We start from the raw sequence: 17,470 nt of genomic DNA, 5'->3' as shown, positions 1-17,470 counted from the left end.
TAAATAAGATAATTATAAAAATATTAAAAAAATTGTTCAATTATTTTTTTTTTATGAATACTTGTTTTTTTCGTTGGGAGAGAAAAATGGTTATGATAAAATAATCATGGTTTGCGAAATTTTGAATTTTTTGACGTTGGAGGAAGGAACATGACTACGACAACAAAGATGAAGACGGACATTGAAATTGCTCAAGAGGCGAAATTAAAACGGATTCAAGAAATCGCAAAAGAACTCGATATTTTAGAAGAGGAACTTGAGTCATATGGCCACTATAAAGCGAAAATCTCCCTTGATCTAATGAAACGATTGTCAACGAAACCCGACGGAAAAGTGATCCTTGTAACGGCAATTAATCCGACTCCAGCCGGAGAAGGAAAATCTACTGTTACAGTTGGTCTTGGACAAGCGTTAAATCAATTAGGAAAGAAAGCGATTATCGCTATGCGTGAGCCATCTCTTGGACCGACAATGGGAATAAAGGGCGGAGCGACAGGTGGCGGATATTCGCAAGTGTTGCCGATGGAGGATATTAACCTTCATTTTACCGGAGATTTACATGCGATTACAGCAGCAAATAACGCTTTAGCGGCGTTAATTGATAACCATATTCACCATGGAAATGAATTACGCATTGATACGCGACGCATTGTTTGGAAACGAGTTGTTGATTTAAACGACCGTGCTTTAAGACAAGTCGTCGTTGGTTTAGGTGGACCAGTTCAAGGGGTGCCGCGTGAGGATGGTTTTGATATTACCGTTGCTTCTGAGATTATGGCGATTTTCTGTTTAGCGACGGATTTGCAAGATTTAAAACAGCGCCTTTCAAAAATTGTTGTTGCGTATAACGTTGATCAGCAACCTGTTACTGTTGCTGATCTTGGTGTTGAAGGAGCGTTAACGCTTCTATTGAAAGATGCGTTAAAACCGAATCTTGTACAAACCATCGAACATACTCCGGCACTTATACATGGTGGTCCATTTGCGAATATTGCCCATGGCTGCAATAGCATCATTGCGACAAAAATGGCGCAAAAACTCGGTGATTATGTTGTAACGGAAGCAGGTTTTGGTGCTGATTTAGGTGCAGAGAAGTTTTTGAATATGAAAGCCCGCATTGCCGGGATGAAGCCAGAGGCGGTTGTCATCGTCGCAACAATACGCGCATTAAAAATGCACGGCGGCGTTTCAAAGCAGGAATTACATATGGAGAATGTCGAAGCATTGCGCACTGGTTTGAGTAATTTACAGAAACATATTGAAACGATTCAGGCGTTCGGCTTGCCATTTGTTGTGGCGATTAACCGCTTTATGACAGATACTGAAAAGGAGATTGATACATTAAAAGCGTTTTGCGAAGAGCACGGTTATCCAGTTGCGTTAACAGAAGTATGGGAAAAAGGTGGAGAAGGAGGAATCGACTTAGCCCGCAAAGTATTGGATGTGATTGAAAGAGGCCATAACTCGTATGCTCCTTTATATGATGTAAACGAATCCATTCCTAATAAAATTCGTAAAATTGCGCAAACGGTCTATGGAGCAAAAGACGTGGAGTTTTCTGCGAAGGCGAAAAAACAAATCGAGCAATTTGCTGCGTTTGGTTGGGATAAGCTGCCGATTTGTATGGCAAAAACGCAATACTCCTTGTCTGATGATCCGAACAAACTTGGCAGACCGACAGACTTTACGATTACAGTGCGCGAATTTAAACCAGCAATTGGTGCGGGGTTCCTCGTCGCCTTAACCGGTGATATGATGACGATGCCGGGCTTGCCGAAAAAGCCAGCGGCGTTAAATATGGATGTCGATGAAAATGGAAACGCGGTTGGTCTATTCTAGAAAAGGAGTAAGCACACATGTTTGACCCGACGGTGTTTGATAATTTAAAAACGGTACTTGAAGGTGCAGTGTATGACCTTGATTTAGACGGAGTCATCATTGTAACAGATCGAAACGACTTAATGGATCTTGCCCATTTTTCCAGAACGTATAAAATTGCATTTCAACTGCGGGAATATGGTACGGATAGCGTCACATGTACCATTACGTTACAAACAAAACTTGAGCATATCGCCGGGGAATTGCTCGCACAAAACCATCTTAAGCCGGGGTGCGTGCTGGAAATTGCCTTTAACATGTCCATTAAGCAAAGTGAAACCACATGTTTCCGTATTAAAGAAGTTTTGACGAACATTTGGGGAAGTAATCGTATTATTCGTCAAACGTTGGCACATGAATATCAAGGCGAAAGAAACGAATACGATAATCTGATTACGATCGAATTTGATCGGTTAATTGATGAAGGAAATGTTGATGATTTACAAGAGATGATTCCGTATGTCATCGAGTCGCTTCGGCGGTTGCAACCATTTTACGGGATGTAGTGTTACATCCCGCTTTTCTTTGGAATATTTAAAGTAGAAATAACTCTCTAACTCGATTAAGATAAAAAGTATACATATAACTTGGAGGGATTTTTGCATGAGCATATATGATATGACTGTCAAAACGATTCGCGGTGAAGAAAAATCAATGGCTGACTATAAGGGAAAGGTACTGTTAATTGTCAATACAGCAAGCAAGTGCGGTTTTACTCCACAATATAAAGAGCTGCAAGAACTTTACGATGAGTACAAAGATAAAGGGTTTGAAGTATTAGGGTTTCCTTGCAATCAATTCGGTCATCAAGAGCCAGGCTCAGAAAGCGAAATCGAAAGCTTTTGCCAGTTAAACTATGGAGTCACGTTCCCGATGTTCGCAAAAATTGATGTAAACGGCGCGAATGCTCATCCATTATTTGTTTATTTAACAGAAAAAGCGCCTGGAATTCTCGGAACAAAATCAATTAAATGGAATTTCACCAAATTTTTAGTGGATAAAAACGGAAACGTTATCAGCCGCTTTGCCCCACAAACAAAACCAAGCGAGTTAAAACAGGAGATTGAAAAACTCTTAAATATGTAATGGATGGCTTACTGTCTCTCCGATGGGGGAGACAGTTTTCGTTAGGCAAACAAAATGCTCCTTTGTTACAATAGTTAACGAAAAAACAATCGAATGCTGAGGGCTGATATGGATAAACGCGAAATCGTTCAAAAGACAGAACAATATGTACGAATGTTGCTTGAAAATGACGCAAGCGGACATGATTGGTGGCACATCGAGCGTGTTCGGCGTATGAGCATTGCGCTTGCGAAAAAAGAAGGCGCCGATGAATTTATTGTCGAAATGGCCGCGCTTCTCCATGACGTAGCCGATGAAAAAATCGCTGGAAGTGAAGAAAAGGGATTATCCGCCGTGACCTCTTGGCTCGAACAAATGCCGCTGTCCAACTACGATAAAGAGCATATTATTGAAATTATCTCCTCGGTCTCGTTTAAGGGGGGACACGGAAAAAAGCCCAACACCATTGAGGGGATGATTGTTCAAGATGCGGATCGTCTCGATGCCATCGGTGCTATCGGCATTGCCCGTACGTTTATGTATGCGGGAAATCGCGGACACCTTATGTACGACCCAAACCTTCCTTACCGAGAGAAGATGACGAAGGAAGAATACCGACAAGGCCGCAGTACAGCGATTAATCATTTTTATGAAAAATTATTAAAACTAAAAGATCTTATGAATACGGAAAGTGCGAAACAAATCGCTAGCAAGCGTCATGAATTTATGGAGCGTTTTTTACAACAATTTTATAAAGAGTGGGATGAGCAAGATGAAGATGTTAACGGTTGAAAATTTGTCTAAAAGTTATGCGGAAAAAACGTTATTTCGCGATATTTCGTTCACGATTAAAGAACAGGAACGCATCGGCATCATTGGTGTGAATGGGACAGGAAAGTCAACGTTACTGAAAATTATTGCTGGTGTTGAGCTTGCGGATGACGGACAGATTACGCATTCAAAAGACTATTCGATCGGGTATTTACCGCAACAGCCTGATTTTCAAGAAAACTTAACGGTATTAGAACAAGTGTTTTACGGTGATACACCGCTTATTCGTTTATTGCGTGACTATGAAACAGTTTTAGCCGAGCTTGAGAAAAATCCTCTTGATGATAAATTGCAAGAACGTCTTTTTCGCTGCCAGCAACAAATGGATGCGATGAACGCATGGGAAGCAAGCTCGAATGCTAAAGCGATTCTTTCAAAATTAGGAATCGAAGACATGACAAGAAAAATCGGTGAGCTATCTGGAGGACAAAAGCGCCGCGTTGCTTTAGCACAAGCGCTCATTGAAACGCCAGATTTACTCATTTTAGACGAACCGACGAACCATCTAGATTATGAAACGATTCGTTGGTTGGAAGAGTATTTGTCGCGTTACACTGGAGCCCTCTTGCTTGTCACGCATGATCGTTACTTTTTAGATCGTGTGACAAATCGAATTTTGGAATTAGATCATGGAAAACTATATAGTTATACAGGAAATTACGCAGCATTTTTAGAAGGGAAAGCGCTGAGAGAGGAGCAGGAGCTTGCGGCAGAAGCAAAACGGCAAAACTTATATCGCCGCGAGCTAGCTTGGATCAGAAGAGGAGCAAAAGCGCGGACAACGAAACAAAAAGCGCGCATACAACGATTCGAACAGCTAGAGCAGTCACTTGGAATGGAACAAAAGAGCAGTCTAGATATCTCATTAAGCGGCAGCCGTCTTGGTAAAAAAGTGTTAGAGTTAAAACATGTAAGCAAAGCATTCGGCAATCGAGTGATTTTCGATGATTTTAGCTTCATTATAAAGCCAGGTGACCGAATTGGTATTGTTGGGCAAAATGGAAGCGGCAAATCAACATTGTTAAATTTGCTCGCTGGTCGTATCCAACCTGATGCGGGGGAAATTGAAACTGGGCAAACGGTGAAAATCGCGTATTACACGCAAGAAAATGTTGATATGGATGAAAATAAACGAATGATTGAATACATTCGAGAAGCTGGGGAAGTCATTCATACGACCGATGGAAAAATGATTTCCGCGGCGCAAATGCTAGAACGTTTCTTATTTCCAATGAATACGCACGGAACGCCTATTCACAAATTGTCAGGCGGAGAAAAACGACGTTTGTATTTGTTGCGAATCTTAATGACAGAGCCGAATGTGTTACTTCTTGACGAGCCGACGAACGATTTGGATACACAAACATTAACCGTTCTGGAAGACTATTTGGAGACATTTTCGGGTGTGGTCATCACCGTTTCTCACGACCGTTATTTTCTAGACAAAGTAGCAGAACAATTACTCATATTTCAAGGAAACGGGAAAATTGCTCAATATTTTGGAGAGTACTCCGATTATTTAGAAGAGCAACTCAAGAAAAAAGCAGAGAGCGCAGAATCAAAGCCAACCCCGGTGAAAGAACAAGCAAAGGCAGCGAAACCTGCCAAGCGCCGTCTAAGCTATAAGGAACAAAAAGAATGGGAAGAGATCGAGGACAAAATCGCTGCATTGGAGACGAAATTACAGGAAGTTACTTTGGAAATGGAACAATCGGCGAGCGACTACGAAAAAGTGCAAAGATTAGCGTCCGAACATGAACAATTAAGTGCAGAACTCGATGCGCTGCTTGAACGCTGGGCGGAACTGTCTGAACTTGTGGAAGCATTACAATCTAAGTGAAAGGGGATGAACAGTAATGAACATTAAATCCATTGAACCTACACCAAGTCCGAATACAATGAAAGTTCTACTAGACGAAGAACTTCCATTTGGAACAAGCCATAACTATAAGCCGGATAATGTTGAGAAGGCACCAGCCATCATTCAACAATTAATGAAAATTGAAGGAGTAAAAGGCATTTACCATGTGGCTGATTTTTTAGCAATCGAACGAAATCCGAAATATGACTGGAAAGAGATTTTAACCAAAGTGCGCGAAGCGTTTGGAGAAGATGTGGACCATATTCAAGACAATCAACAAGTCCGTAACGACCATTTTGGCGAAGTGAAAGTCTACGTTCAAATGCTTTATGGATTGCCGATGCAGGTGAAGCTAACCGACGGTCAGGAAGAAAGACGAGTCGGTTTGCCGCAGCCGTTTATGGATGCGGTTTTAGAAGCTCAGAAACATGCCGGAAATATTGTTCTTGAGCGAAAATGGGTCGAAAAAGGCGTACGCTATGGAACATTTGAGGAAATCGGTGCAGAAGTGGTTGAAGAACTGTCTGCCGCCTATCCACCTGAACGGTTAGAGCGGATGGTACAAATGTTTAAAAGCGGCGAGCAAGCGAAAACGCAAAAACGGTCAAGCTTTAAAGTGACGGAAGAAATGCTTGATGACCCAGATTGGACGAAACGCTATGCGGCTTTAGAACAAATGGCAGAGCCAACTGAAGAAGATTTGCCGGTGTTGGCAAAGGCATTAAAAGATGAAAAAGTGGCGATTCGCCGTCTTGCCACCGCTTATTTAGGAATGATTGGCGGCAAGAAAGTGCTTCCGTATCTTTATGAAGCATTGAAAGATAAAGCGGTTTCCGTGCGTCGCACAGCTGGAGACTGTTTGTCTGATATCGGCGATCCAGAAGCAATACCAGTGATGATTGAGGCATTAAAAGACCCAAGCAAATTAGTCCGCTGGCGCGCGGCAATGTTTTTGTATGAGGTAGGGGACGAATCCGCTCTTCCTGCTTTAAAAGCGGCAGAAAATGATCCAGAGTTTGAGGTAAGCATGCAAGTCAAAATGGCGATTGAACGAATTGAAGGCGGCGAAGAGGCAAAAGGCTCTGTTTGGAAGCAAATGACGGAAAGTCGAAAAAAAGAGGAGAAGTAACAAGAAAAATCGCATGCAAAATAGAATTGCATGCGATTTTTTCATAGTGAAGATGCTAGTCACCATTCTTGTATTGCTTGAAATAGAAATCATCGAATCTTGCGTAGTACAAACGAAAAAGGCTTATTCATGTAATGAGCATCGCAAAAACAAAAGAAAAGTCCATACTGCCCCTAGAACATTAAGAACGTAGTGAAATGAAGAAACTATAGGACACTTAACACAGGGCTCATAAATAATAGAAACACGAGCAATATAACTTTCTCGATTTTTCATTAGGTTTGCTCATTGATTTATGCCTTATTATGCGTTGGATGACACGCTCTTTTTAGACGAAATTCGATTCATCTACTGCCGCATCCATTTCTATTGAATAAAAATAAAGTTTGCGCAATCTTCGTAAATTCTTCGTAAAGTTTCATAACAAAGCTCCTTTTTATATTGGCTATAGAAATTCGAAATCGCATAAAAATGATCTTGTCACACATTTATTTGTAAGAAAATTCGTATAATTAATTGTTAAAATTTTATAAACATATTGAAAACTTTTGTGAAACGTACTATATTTGTTAGAAAATAGATTGCTAGGAGGAATAAAAATGGAAAAAGATTTGCGACATCGAAGCAAAGTAATCAGTGATGATGTAAAAAGGGCGCCAAACCGGGCGATGCTTCGCGCCGTTGGCTTTACGGATGAAGATTTTAAAAAGCCGATGATTGGTGTTGCTAGTACATGGAGTGAAGTGACGCCGTGTAATATACATATTGATCAGCTTGCTCTCAAAGCGAAAAAAGGGATTAAAGACGCGGGCGGAGCGCCGTTAGTGTTTAATACGATTACCGTTTCGGATGGAATTTCGATGGGGACGGAAGGAATGCGCTATTCGCTTCCGAGCCGCGATGTTATTGCTGACTCGATTGAAACGGTTGTTGGCGCGGAACGGTTAGATGCATTTGTGGCGATTGGCGGATGCGATAAAAATATGCCGGGCTGTATGATTGCGATTGGACGGTCTGAAGTGCCTGCGATTTTTGTTTATGGCGGTACAATTAAACCAGGGAAACTCCATGGAAAAGATATTGACATCGTTTCTGCGTTTGAAGGAGTTGGACAATATAATAAAGGTGATATTAGCCGTGAGGAATTGCATCATATCGAATGTAATGCCTGTCCGGGAGCTGGTTCTTGCGGCGGTATGTACACAGCGAACACGATGGCATCAGCGATTGAAGCGCTCGGAATGAGCCTTCCAGGAAGCTCTTCCAATCCGGCGGAAACGGAGTTGAAATTAGAGGATTGCTATAAGGCAGGACAGGCCGTTTACAATTTGCTAGAAAAAGGCATTTATCCAAAAGATATTATGACGAAAAAAGCGTTTGAAAACGCAATTACGGTTGTCATGGCACTTGGTGGCTCAACCAATGCGATTCTTCATTTGTTAGCGATCGCCCATGCGGTAGATGTCGATTTGACAATCGATGATTTTGACCGCATCCAAAAGAAAGTACCGCATATTGCTGACTTAAAGCCAAGCGGCCGCTATGTCATGCAGGATTTACACGAAGCAGGCGGCGTTCCAGCTGTGATGAAGTTGTTGTTAAAAGAAGGATTGCTTCATGGTGATTGTTTAACAGTAACTGGAAAAACGGTCACGGAAAACTTAGCGGAATGGCCGGATTTAAAAGAAGGACAAAAGGTGATTTATCCTCTTGATCGACCGCTAAGGGAAACAGGACCTCTTGTTATTTTAAAAGGCAATCTTGCGCCGAATGGGGCAGTAGCAAAAGTTTCCGGTTTAAAAGTGAAACGTTTAACAGGACCGGCAAAAGTATTTGACTCCGAAGAAGAAGCAACAGCAGCTGTTTTAAACAATGAAATTCAGCCGGGCGATGTCCTTGTGATTCGCTACGAGGGTCCTAAAGGCGGTCCGGGGATGCCAGAAATGCTTTCCATTTCAGCGATTTTAGTTGGAAAAGGATTAGGGGAAAGCGTCGCTCTCTTAACGGACGGTCGTTTCTCAGGCGGAACGCACGGTTTAGTCGTCGGTCATATCGCCCCGGAAGCGCAGGTCGGCGGGCCGATTGCGTTATTAAAAACAGGTGATTTAGTCACGGTTGACAGTGAGACACAGGAATTGACTGTTCATGTGTCAGACGAAGAACTTGAACGCCGCCGCGCGGAGTGGACAGCACCACCGCTGAAGGCAAAAGGAGTTCTTGCAAAGTATGCGCGGTTAGTGTCTTGTGCGTCTAAAGGAGCGGTTACTGATTTGTTCGAGGAAGAAAAACAGATTGTGAAAGTAAAATAATGATAACGGAGGCTTGCTGTTGTTTGTGGCAAGCCCTTTCATTTTCGTTGATTTTTTGTATTCAAATATAGTATTCTTTTAGCATTGAGAACAGTTTGGAGGGATACATATATGTCAATGGCATACGAAGAATATATGCGCCAGCTTGTTCAACCGATGCGCGATGAGTTAGTTCGTGCCGGATTTAAAGAGTTACGAACAAGTGAGGAAGTAGAAGAATTTATGGAAAATGTTCAAGGAACAACCTTTGTTGTCGTGAATTCCGTATGCGGATGCGCAGCGGGATTGGCACGACCAGCAGCGACGCAAGCAGTGCTTCGCAGCGACAAAAAACCGGATCATTTAGTAACGGTGTTCGCTGGACAGGATAAGGAAGCAACAGCGAAAATGCGCGAATATTTTGTTGGTATTGAACCATCGTCTCCGTCGATGGCACTTTTAAAAGGAAAAGAAGTCGTTCATTTTATTCCGCGCCATGATATCGAGGCGAATTCAATGGAAAATATTATGGATAACATTATCGCTGCATTTGAAAAACATTGCTAAGGCTAAGAGGATGCTTTTTTGGCATCCTTTTTCTATGCAGCCGAAAAGGAACGTGAAAAGATGATTGTTACAACAGCAGGACGAACAAATAAAGAAATGATTGAAAAAGCGAAACAAATAGCTAACGAATTACGTATACGATATGTAACAAGACACAAATCATCCGTTGAAGCCATTCAGCGGCAATGGCATGATGATGTTCTTGTTGTCGGAAAGAACCGGTTAGAAATTCGGCTGATGAATGGAGATGAACCGTTATTCTTTCACCCGAATTCAGCGATGTTTCGTGTGAAGCGGATTTTACGGGGAGAGAGCGAACCATTTTTGCAAGCGACAAAACTAACAAAAGGGATGTCCTTTCTTGATTGCACGCTTGGACTTGCCTCAGATAGTATCGTAGCCAGTATGGTTGTTGGGGAAAGCGGGAAGGTGACAGGAATTGAAGGAAATCGCTATATTGCTTATTTAGTAAAGAACGGGCTTCAACATTGGGATTCAGGGCTAGAAAAGATGAATAAAGCCATGCGGCGAATTCAAGTTATGCATAACGATTATCGGACTTTTTTAGCATCACTGCCTGATCGCTCTTTTGATGTCGTCTATTTTGACCCGATGTTTGAAGAATCCATTTTAGAGTCAGACGGAATTAAAGGAATTAAACCATTTGCCTTATATACAGAACTGACCGAAGAGGTCATTGCCGAAGCAAAACGGGTGGCAAGAAAGCGGGTCGTCTTAAAAGATCATTGGAAAAGCGCACGATTTGAACGATTTGGTTTTTCTGTTTATGTACGCAAAACAGCGAAATTTCACTTTGCAACGATCGAGTTGGAGGAGAAGAATGAATAAAGATGACAAAAAGCGAAACAGCCGGAGCATGATGCATGATTTGTTCGTTGAATTTGTCGGTAATATCATGGTTGAGCTGTTTCCTTCCTTAATTCGGTTTACATTGAAAATATTCAAGGCGATCGCTGATTAGTATGAAGAGAAAATTTTAGGGGAATTTAATGTGTGGAGGTGATGAAAATGCCAAAACACCGTAAAGACCCATCGAAGACAGGATTGAGTTCACCAGAAGTTCAAGGACAAGGAACGACAACAACAGAAACAGGGACGTATGAGCAGGATTCAGCCCGTAAAAAAACAAAACAAAGTTAAAAGAGGATGACCTATAAAGTGTCTGACCTCATGTAAAAAACACGATATATCATATCGTGGGGTCGGACACTTTGCTTTAGGTCATCCTCTTTTTTATGAGTCAATGAAACAGTTCGCAATATTGTAAATGATCGTAACGAAACAAAGAAATATAAAAACCGTATTCATCTTTCTCCGTCCTTTCTTCACGTGAAATTTACAGAAAATATGGTAAACTGAAAATGTAAGGGGAATGAAACTTTCTATTGCTTATAATCGTAGTATGTGTCAAATTGAAGAATTATACATAGTAAATTCACGGTCAGTTTGTATTAGGGGGAGAAATAATGAGAATTACACTTTCTGAGCGAATGAAAGCATTTGGTACGTCCGTTTTCAGCGAATTAGCCGCATATAAACAAACAAAAATTTCTCAAGGTTGTGAAATGATTGATTTAAGCATTGGCAGTCCAGATTTACCGCCACCGGCATTTGTGATGGATACATTGGAAACGTTTGTAAAAGAGGAAAACCAATACGGTTATGCCCTTTCTGGTACGAATGAATTTCATGAAGCGGTTGCGGATTATTACAGCACTACCTACAATGTAAAACTAAATAAAGAAACAGAAGTGTTATGTTTAATGGGGTCGCAAGATGGTCTTGTTCATTTTCCAATGGTTTTTGCCGATCCGGGAGATGTCATTCTTGTGCCTGATCCGGGATATACTGCTTATGCAACGGGCATTGCCATGGCGGGAGCTGTTCCGTATTTTATGCCGCTTCGAAAAGAAAATAAGTTTTTGCCGGACCTTTCGAGCATACCGGCTCATATAGCAGAGCGGGCCAAAATGATGATTTTAAACTTTCCAGGAAACCCTGTTCCAGCACTAGCTACGGAATCGTTTTTTAAAGAGGTGATTGCGTTTGCCCAAAAATATGATGTTATCATTCTTCATGATTTTGCCTATTCTGAATTGTATTATGATGGTCATAAACCGCTAAGCTTTTTGTCCATTGATGGGGCTAAAGAAGTCGGTGTAGAAATGAACTCCCTTTCAAAAAGTTTTAACATGGCAGGATGCCGCATCGGATATTTATGCGGCAATAAGCAAATCATCCAAGCGTTAGCCAATTTAAAATCGAATCTTGATTACGGCGTATTTTTGCCAATTCAAAAAGCAGCGGCGGCCGCGTTAAGAAAGGGGGCTGCTTTTTGCGAACAGAACCGCCAAATTTATCAATCCCGCAGAGATCGATTAGTAGAAGGGCTTGCGTCCATTGGCTGGAAAGTCGATAGCCCGAAAGCAAGCATGTTTGTCTGGGCGGAAGTTCCAAGGGGATGGACATCTACTGATTTTGCTTACGCTCTTATCGATAAGGCGAATGTTGTTGTTACGCCTGGACAAGCCTTTGGTCCGCATGGAGAGGGGGTTGTGCGCATTGCCCTTGTACAGGATGAAGCAAAAATTCGCCAAGCTATTGTCAATTTAGCAAGCAGCGGCATTTTTTAACGCTAAACATTAGAAAGGAGTGAATTCGTGTGTATCTTCCAAGATGGCTTCGTAAATCGCTTGTTGTCTTAATTACGACGTTAACGTTTGGATTAGTAACACCGCCTGCTTCATTATTAGTTGATGAAGCAAAAGCAGATGATTCTTCATTCGATGCAGCGGTTGTTTCACAAAGGAATACAAAAGCGGAATATGTCCGTGTACTTACACGGGAGGAATTTGTACAGCAAACAATGGAAAAAGCGGTTGTCCAATCTTATGAAAAATTCGGTGGAAAAATTTTACCTGTCATTGAAGATGAATTTAATGAAGTCATTTTGCCGCGCATTGAAGAAGTACTAGTATCTTTAGCGGAGCAATATCCAGAAGAAAAGTTAGTTCATTTAGCGATTACAGAAAAGCCTTCCGGGGGTATCGGTGAAAAGATTTTCCATATATATGATAAAACAAGCGGAAAGGATATTGTAAGATTTCATGTAAGACGTGACCATCCGCCGCAAGACGGTTACTGGTTTAATTTCCATTACCATACTTATCATGATTCGTTTCAAACCCATTATGAATTAGGGCGAATTTATTGGGCAAAAAACACACCGCCGAAATGGATGAGTTAAGAGAAGAGATTTCCTAAAAGAGAATGATGACGTAGTCGATGTAATTTTTTAAAGTTTCATAGAATCAGGCTTTTAGAAAGAAGTGATTGTCCATACCATTTATTTTCTCAAAAAAACACCTTCCCTCACGAACTATTATGATGAAAGGTGTTTTTGATTTTTATTTTTATCATAAAACGAATAGATTTTTTGAGTATTAGAGTACTTAACTGCATTTAAGTCAAGATTATAGAAATAAAATAATTACTTCCTCCATTTCCTTTATTTTTTTCGACATATTTCAACGTTTTTTTAAAAATTTATTTACAATTTTCTAAAGTTTTATTAACATATTTATTGATGTGTCTTAAACAATCGTTATTGTACAGTCTGTTAACTATTATTTATTTAATAGGTGAACGACTGAATATTAACGAGAAAGTTTATATGTTTAGTTTTGAATTTTTAAGTAATTTAATTTTAATTAAATTACTTATCAAAATAAGTATTACCACATTATTGGTTAGACTAAAGGGGGGTCAATAAATGAAAAGAATTAGTTTAGCATGGCAAATTTTTATTGGATTAATTGCTGGTATCGCTGTTGGGGCAATTTTTTACGGAAATCCAGCTGTTCAAACTTATTTGCAGCCAATTGGAGACATTTTTCTTCGTCTCATTAAGATGATTGTGATTCCGATTGTGATTTCCAGTCTAGTTGTTGGTGTTGCTGGTGTTGGAGATGTAAAGAAACTAGGAAAACTCGGTGGGAAAACGATTATTTATTTTGAAATTATTACGACTATTGCGATTGTAGTTGGTTTGCTAGCGGCCAACATCTTTCAGCCTGGCGCAGGCGTCAATATGAAAACATTAGAAAAAACGGATATTCAAAGTTATGTAGATACAACCAATGAAGTGCAAAGCCACTCCATGATGGACACCTTTGTCAATGTTGTTCCAAAGAATATTTTTGAATCATTAACAAATGGCGACATGCTCGCGATTATTTTCTTCTCTGTCATGTTTGGTTTAGGAGTTGCAGCGATTGGTGAAAAAGGAAAACCGGTGTTACAGTTTTTCCAAGGAACCGCAGAAGCGATGTTTTATGTGACAAATCAAATTATGAAATTTGCTCCGTTTGGTGTTTTCGCATTAATTGGTGTAACGGTTTCTAAATTCGGTGTACAATCGCTTATTCCGTTAAGTAAATTAGTGATTCTCGTCTATGGAACGATGATTTTCTTCGTGTTGGTTGTACTTGGAATGGTTGCCAAATTAGTTGGAGTAAACTTGATTCACCTTATTAAAATTTTAAAGGATGAACTAGTGCTAGCTTACAGTACAGCAAGTTCAGAAACGGTATTGCCAAAGATTATGGAGAAAATGGAAAAATTGGGATGTCCAAAAGCGATTACCTCTTTTGTTATTCCAACAGGATACTCATTTAACTTAGATGGTTCTACATTGTATCAAGCATTAGCAGCGATTTTTATCGCCCAGTTATATGGAATTGATCTGTCTATTTCTGAGCAACTTTCTCTCGTGTTAGTATTGATGGTAACGTCAAAAGGAATTGCTGGCGTACCAGGCGTGTCTTTCGTTGTACTGCTTGCGACATTAGGTACGGTAGGTATTCCGGTAGAAGGATTGGCGTTTATTGCTGGAATTGACCGAATTTTAGACATGGCGCGTACAGCTGTTAACGTAGTCGGTAATGCTTTAGCGGCTATTGTTATGTCGAAGTGGGAAGGTCAATTTAATGGAGGAAAGGCTAAAAAGTACATTGAAGAAACACTAAAAAGTGCATAAACGAATGATAAAATGGGGCTGATTCATTGATTGGGATCAGCTCCATTTTTGTTTATGGTAAAGCTGATCATGTATGTGGATCCATGATTTACCTGTTTCTTTGTCCATGCTTTCATTTCTTTCATTATGTTATAATTCTAGTAAAGTATTGAAACCATTCTCTGTTTTAATATTTCCTAATCCCGTATACACCAACAACATAAGATAGGGGATATTCATCATGCGTTATATCAATCTACTTCTTAGTATATTACTCATCATTCCATTAACTTCTTTTTCTCATCCTTTTCCATCACAGGGAATCTTATTAGAAGATAGTAAGCTTCATTCTTTTTTTTCTTCAGATGCTCCCATCCAAAAGATTATTGTTTTACCAGAACAAAAGTTTAATCAAAACGAGGCATTAAAAATTATTAAGACGATCGAGCATATTCATCCGTCTATTTTACGCAAAATAGCCGCTAAACGTATATATGTTAAGCTTTTTACAGGAAAAATAACCGATGAAAGAATAGCAGCACATTTACATGGCAAACATCCACGCGGTTACTTGTTTGCTGATTTTACTTGGGATGATGTTCCTGGTATGGGAGGTACTCACATTGTTTTAGTGAAAATCGGTCATAGCGAGCGAGGAAAAGGACACGGTTCTATTAATCTTGAACTTCATGAGCTTGCTCATTCTGTTGACAGCATCGTCTTTAACGGCATTCGTTCCCAACCGCGTTTTTTAGAGATATGGAGAAAGGAAGCACACCATCTGTTTTCAGGAAATTCATATTTTCTTAACTATCCAGAAGAATATTTTGCAGAAAGTTTCGCCATGTATTACTATAACGAAGAAACGAGGCAGCAGTTAAAAAAGACAGCACCTTTGACGTATCAATATATAAAAAATCTTGAAAAGTAGGACTCGCCATCGACAATCGAGTCCTTTTTCGTTTATCATGAAAAAGAACGAATTGTTTAGAACGTACATAGAGGTGATTACATGAAACAGTACTTAGATTTGCTTAATGATATTTTAGAAAATGGGGTAAAAAAAGATGACAGAACAGGAACAGGTACCCTTTCTGTCTTCGGAAGACAACTTCGCTTTGATCTTCAAAAAGGATTTCCGTTATTAACAACAAAAAAATTACATATTCGTTCTATTATTCATGAATTATTGTGGTTTTTAAGCGGTGATACAAATATTAAATATTTACAGGAAAACGGTGTGACAATTTGGGATGAATGGGCGGATGAAAACGGTGACTTAGGCCCTGTTTATGGTGCGCAATGGCGTTCTTGGAAAGGGGCAGACGGCCAAACGATTGACCAAATTAGTGAAGTGATTGAGCAAATTAAAACCAATCCGAATTCACGGCGCTTGCTCGTTAGCGCATGGAACGTAGCGGAAATTGATAAAATGAAACTCCCACCTTGCCATTATGCCTTTCAATTTTATGTGGCTGACGGGAAGCTTTCATGCATGTGGCAGCAGCGTTCTGTCGACACGTTTTTAGGCTTGCCGTTTAATATTGCGAGTTATGCTCTTTTAACGCATATGATTGCGCAACAATGTGACCTGGAAGTGGGAGAGCTCATTTTCACAGGCGGAGATGTGCACTTGTACCTTAATCATATTGAACAGGCAAAACTTCAATTAACAAGAGAGCCTCGTCCATTGCCAAAGCTTGTGATCAAACGAAAGCCGGATTCGATTTTTGACTACAAATTTGAGGATTTCGAAATTGTCGACTATGATCCTCATCCGCATATTAAAGCCCCTGTAGCAGTATAAAATCCATGATTGTTGTTTATAACTATTTTCTTGGTGATTCACGCTTCTCTGTCGGGATATCCGAACGAGAGCGCCAAATACATTTGTCCGTAAAGCGTTCTCCGTTCGGGTTAGGAATGTGGGCGCATGCCCAGTCAGCTAAGCGTTTCGCTTAGCTGACTTCGGCAGAAAAGCTACTTAAATAAACCTTCTTTATCTTCTTTATATAGATTTTATTGGTTAATCAACACACCTGGTATAAAATCATTTGTTAAGGTGGGATAAACATGATTTCACTATTAGTGGCAATGGACCGCAATCGTGTCATCGGCAAAAATAATCAGCTTCCATGGCATCTTCCGGCTGATCTTGCTTATTTTAAAAAAGTGACGATGGGACACACCATCGTCATGGGGCGCAAAACGTTTGAGTCGATTGGTCGCGTATTGCCAGGACGGGAAAATGTAATTGTAACACGCAATCCATCATTCACGAAGGAAAATTGCACGATCATCCATTCGGTAGAAGACATAAAGCAGCTTGCGGCAGAGAAGAAGGATGAAGTTTTTATCATTGGTGGAGCGGAAATTTTTAAAGAAACACTTCCATTTGCTGATCGGCTTTATATTACGAAAATTGAAGCAGAATTTCCAGGAGATACGTTTTTTCCTCCTTTCGATGAAAGCCAGTGGCAGCTTGTTTCGTGTGAAAAGGGCCCGAAAGATGAGAAAAATCCATATGATTATTACTTTCTCGTATACGAAAGAAAACGATAAGGGGACTGGACACATAAGTGTCTGACCTAACGTGGATGATCGTTCGTTTTATTGTGTTGTGGAGGCTGACACTTTGCATTGGGGTCAGTCTCGTTTTTATAACTTATTACTTGGTTAATTAAAAATGGTGGTAAAGAACAAATTAATTATCGTAAAAGGGACATTTGGATACTAAGAAATAAAATTTTAATAAAATTTTTTGAAAATTCCCTTTTCTTTTTTAAGATTTGTGATATAATCTACAAATCATT

The 17,470-nt window shown here is 40.1% G+C and carries 17 protein-coding genes; all 17 read left to right on the top strand.

The annotated features are described in order from the left end of the window. Window positions 1-150 precede the first annotated feature (150 nt). The 17 genes from HNQ85_RS12920 (at window position 151) to HNQ85_RS12835 (ending at window position 17,219) form a co-directional block, all read left to right on the top strand. Window positions 151-1,839: a formate--tetrahydrofolate ligase gene (locus tag HNQ85_RS12920; protein WP_181538127.1), complete on the top strand. Its 1,689-nt coding sequence runs from the start codon at window positions 151-153 to the stop codon at window positions 1,837-1,839. Window positions 1,840-1,856: 17 nt separating this feature from the next. Then, a complete protein-coding gene (locus HNQ85_RS12915) occupies window positions 1,857-2,384 on the top strand; it encodes a hypothetical protein (protein ID WP_181538126.1) in 528 nt (175 codons plus the stop codon). Between the two features lie 97 nt (window positions 2,385-2,481). Beyond that, complete coding sequence (locus tag HNQ85_RS12910; RefSeq protein ID WP_181538125.1) at window positions 2,482-2,964, top strand: glutathione peroxidase; 483 nt, start codon at window positions 2,482-2,484, stop codon at window positions 2,962-2,964. A gap of 108 nt (window positions 2,965-3,072) precedes the next feature. Further along, window positions 3,073-3,735, top strand: coding sequence for an HD domain-containing protein (locus tag HNQ85_RS12905; RefSeq protein WP_181538124.1), 663 nt, complete (start codon window positions 3,073-3,075; stop codon window positions 3,733-3,735). Then, window positions 3,716-5,614: an ABC-F family ATP-binding cassette domain-containing protein gene (locus HNQ85_RS12900; protein ID WP_181538123.1), complete on the top strand. Its 1,899-nt coding sequence runs from the start codon at window positions 3,716-3,718 to the stop codon at window positions 5,612-5,614. Before HNQ85_RS12905 ends, HNQ85_RS12900 begins: the two co-directional genes overlap by 20 nt. 16 nt (window positions 5,615-5,630) lie before the next feature. Next, on the top strand, window positions 5,631-6,764 hold the full coding sequence (locus tag HNQ85_RS12895) for a conserved virulence factor C family protein (RefSeq protein WP_181538122.1): 1,134 nt from the start codon (window positions 5,631-5,633) through the stop codon (window positions 6,762-6,764). 599 nt (window positions 6,765-7,363) lie between these two features. Further along, window positions 7,364-9,073: a dihydroxy-acid dehydratase gene (gene ilvD, locus HNQ85_RS12890; RefSeq protein WP_181538121.1), complete on the top strand. Its 1,710-nt coding sequence runs from the start codon at window positions 7,364-7,366 to the stop codon at window positions 9,071-9,073. 111 nt (window positions 9,074-9,184) lie between these two features. Then, window positions 9,185-9,619: a BrxA/BrxB family bacilliredoxin gene (locus HNQ85_RS12885; RefSeq protein WP_181538120.1), complete on the top strand. Its 435-nt coding sequence runs from the start codon at window positions 9,185-9,187 to the stop codon at window positions 9,617-9,619. A gap of 60 nt (window positions 9,620-9,679) precedes the next feature. After that, window positions 9,680-10,468, top strand: a complete 789-nt coding sequence (locus tag HNQ85_RS12880) for a class I SAM-dependent methyltransferase (protein ID WP_181538212.1) — start codon at window positions 9,680-9,682, stop codon at window positions 10,466-10,468. Next, a complete protein-coding gene (locus tag HNQ85_RS12875) occupies window positions 10,461-10,601 on the top strand; it encodes a hypothetical protein (protein WP_181538119.1) in 141 nt (46 codons plus the stop codon). Before HNQ85_RS12880 ends, HNQ85_RS12875 begins: the two co-directional genes overlap by 8 nt. Window positions 10,602-10,648: 47 nt before the next feature. Then, window positions 10,649-10,780 carry a YuzL family protein gene (locus HNQ85_RS12870; RefSeq protein ID WP_181538118.1) on the top strand — a complete coding sequence of 44 codons (132 nt, stop codon included), beginning with the start codon at window positions 10,649-10,651 and terminating at the stop codon, window positions 10,778-10,780. A gap of 326 nt (window positions 10,781-11,106) precedes the next feature. Further along, window positions 11,107-12,273, top strand: coding sequence for an LL-diaminopimelate aminotransferase (locus HNQ85_RS12865; protein ID WP_181538117.1), 1,167 nt, complete (start codon window positions 11,107-11,109; stop codon window positions 12,271-12,273). 29 nt (window positions 12,274-12,302) lie between these two features. After that, the gene (locus tag HNQ85_RS12860; protein WP_181538116.1) at window positions 12,303-12,887 is read left to right on the top strand and encodes a YpjP family protein; all 585 of its coding nucleotides are present in this window, start codon (window positions 12,303-12,305) and stop codon (window positions 12,885-12,887) included. A gap of 525 nt (window positions 12,888-13,412) precedes the next feature. Beyond that, window positions 13,413-14,678 carry a glutamate/aspartate:proton symporter GltP gene (gene gltP, locus HNQ85_RS12855; RefSeq protein ID WP_181538115.1) on the top strand — a complete coding sequence of 422 codons (1,266 nt, stop codon included), beginning with the start codon at window positions 13,413-13,415 and terminating at the stop codon, window positions 14,676-14,678. Between the two features lie 217 nt (window positions 14,679-14,895). Beyond that, window positions 14,896-15,588, top strand: a complete 693-nt coding sequence (locus tag HNQ85_RS12850) for an anthrax toxin lethal factor-related metalloendopeptidase (RefSeq protein ID WP_409994134.1) — start codon at window positions 14,896-14,898, stop codon at window positions 15,586-15,588. Window positions 15,589-15,669: 81 nt separating this feature from the next. Further along, window positions 15,670-16,464, top strand: a complete 795-nt coding sequence (thyA, locus tag HNQ85_RS12845; RefSeq protein WP_181538113.1) for a thymidylate synthase — start codon at window positions 15,670-15,672, stop codon at window positions 16,462-16,464. A 266-nt stretch (window positions 16,465-16,730) separates the two neighbouring features. Beyond that, complete coding sequence (locus tag HNQ85_RS12835; protein ID WP_181538111.1) at window positions 16,731-17,219, top strand: dihydrofolate reductase; 489 nt, start codon at window positions 16,731-16,733, stop codon at window positions 17,217-17,219. The last annotated feature ends 251 nt before the right edge of the window (window positions 17,220-17,470 follow it).

The organism is [Anoxybacillus] calidus, assembly GCF_013760845.1.
Lineage (GTDB): Bacteria > Bacillota > Bacilli > Bacillales > Anoxybacillaceae > Paranoxybacillus > Paranoxybacillus calidus.
The sequence above is the reverse complement of the archived record's forward strand: the minus strand, read 5'-3'. Positions and strand labels throughout refer to the sequence as shown.

Bases quoted from the DNA above. Each gene is read 5' to 3' on its own strand.
- HNQ85_RS12910 (WP_181538125.1), top strand. From the start codon at position 2,482: ATGAGCATATATGATATGACTGTCAAAACGATTCGCGGTGAAGAAAAA.
- HNQ85_RS12915 (WP_181538126.1), top strand. From the start codon at position 1,857: ATGTTTGACCCGACGGTGTTTGATAATTTAAAAACGGTACTTGAAGGT.
- HNQ85_RS12905 (WP_181538124.1), top strand. From the start codon at position 3,073: ATGGATAAACGCGAAATCGTTCAAAAGACAGAACAATATGTACGAATG.
- HNQ85_RS12900 (WP_181538123.1), top strand. From the start codon at position 3,716: ATGAAGATGTTAACGGTTGAAAATTTGTCTAAAAGTTATGCGGAAAAA.
- gltP (WP_181538115.1), top strand. From the start codon at position 13,413: ATGAAAAGAATTAGTTTAGCATGGCAAATTTTTATTGGATTAATTGCT.
- ilvD (WP_181538121.1), top strand. From the start codon at position 7,364: ATGGAAAAAGATTTGCGACATCGAAGCAAAGTAATCAGTGATGATGTA.
- HNQ85_RS12835 (WP_181538111.1), top strand. From the start codon at position 16,731: ATGATTTCACTATTAGTGGCAATGGACCGCAATCGTGTCATCGGCAAA.
- thyA (WP_181538113.1), top strand. From the start codon at position 15,670: ATGAAACAGTACTTAGATTTGCTTAATGATATTTTAGAAAATGGGGTA.
- HNQ85_RS12920 (WP_181538127.1), top strand. From the start codon at position 151: ATGACTACGACAACAAAGATGAAGACGGACATTGAAATTGCTCAAGAG.
- HNQ85_RS12880 (WP_181538212.1), top strand. From the start codon at position 9,680: ATGATTGTTACAACAGCAGGACGAACAAATAAAGAAATGATTGAAAAA.
- HNQ85_RS12865 (WP_181538117.1), top strand. From the start codon at position 11,107: ATGAGAATTACACTTTCTGAGCGAATGAAAGCATTTGGTACGTCCGTT.
- HNQ85_RS12895 (WP_181538122.1), top strand. From the start codon at position 5,631: ATGAACATTAAATCCATTGAACCTACACCAAGTCCGAATACAATGAAA.
- HNQ85_RS12885 (WP_181538120.1), top strand. From the start codon at position 9,185: ATGTCAATGGCATACGAAGAATATATGCGCCAGCTTGTTCAACCGATG.
- HNQ85_RS12870 (WP_181538118.1), top strand. From the start codon at position 10,649: ATGCCAAAACACCGTAAAGACCCATCGAAGACAGGATTGAGTTCACCA.
- HNQ85_RS12875 (WP_181538119.1), top strand. From the start codon at position 10,461: ATGAATAAAGATGACAAAAAGCGAAACAGCCGGAGCATGATGCATGAT.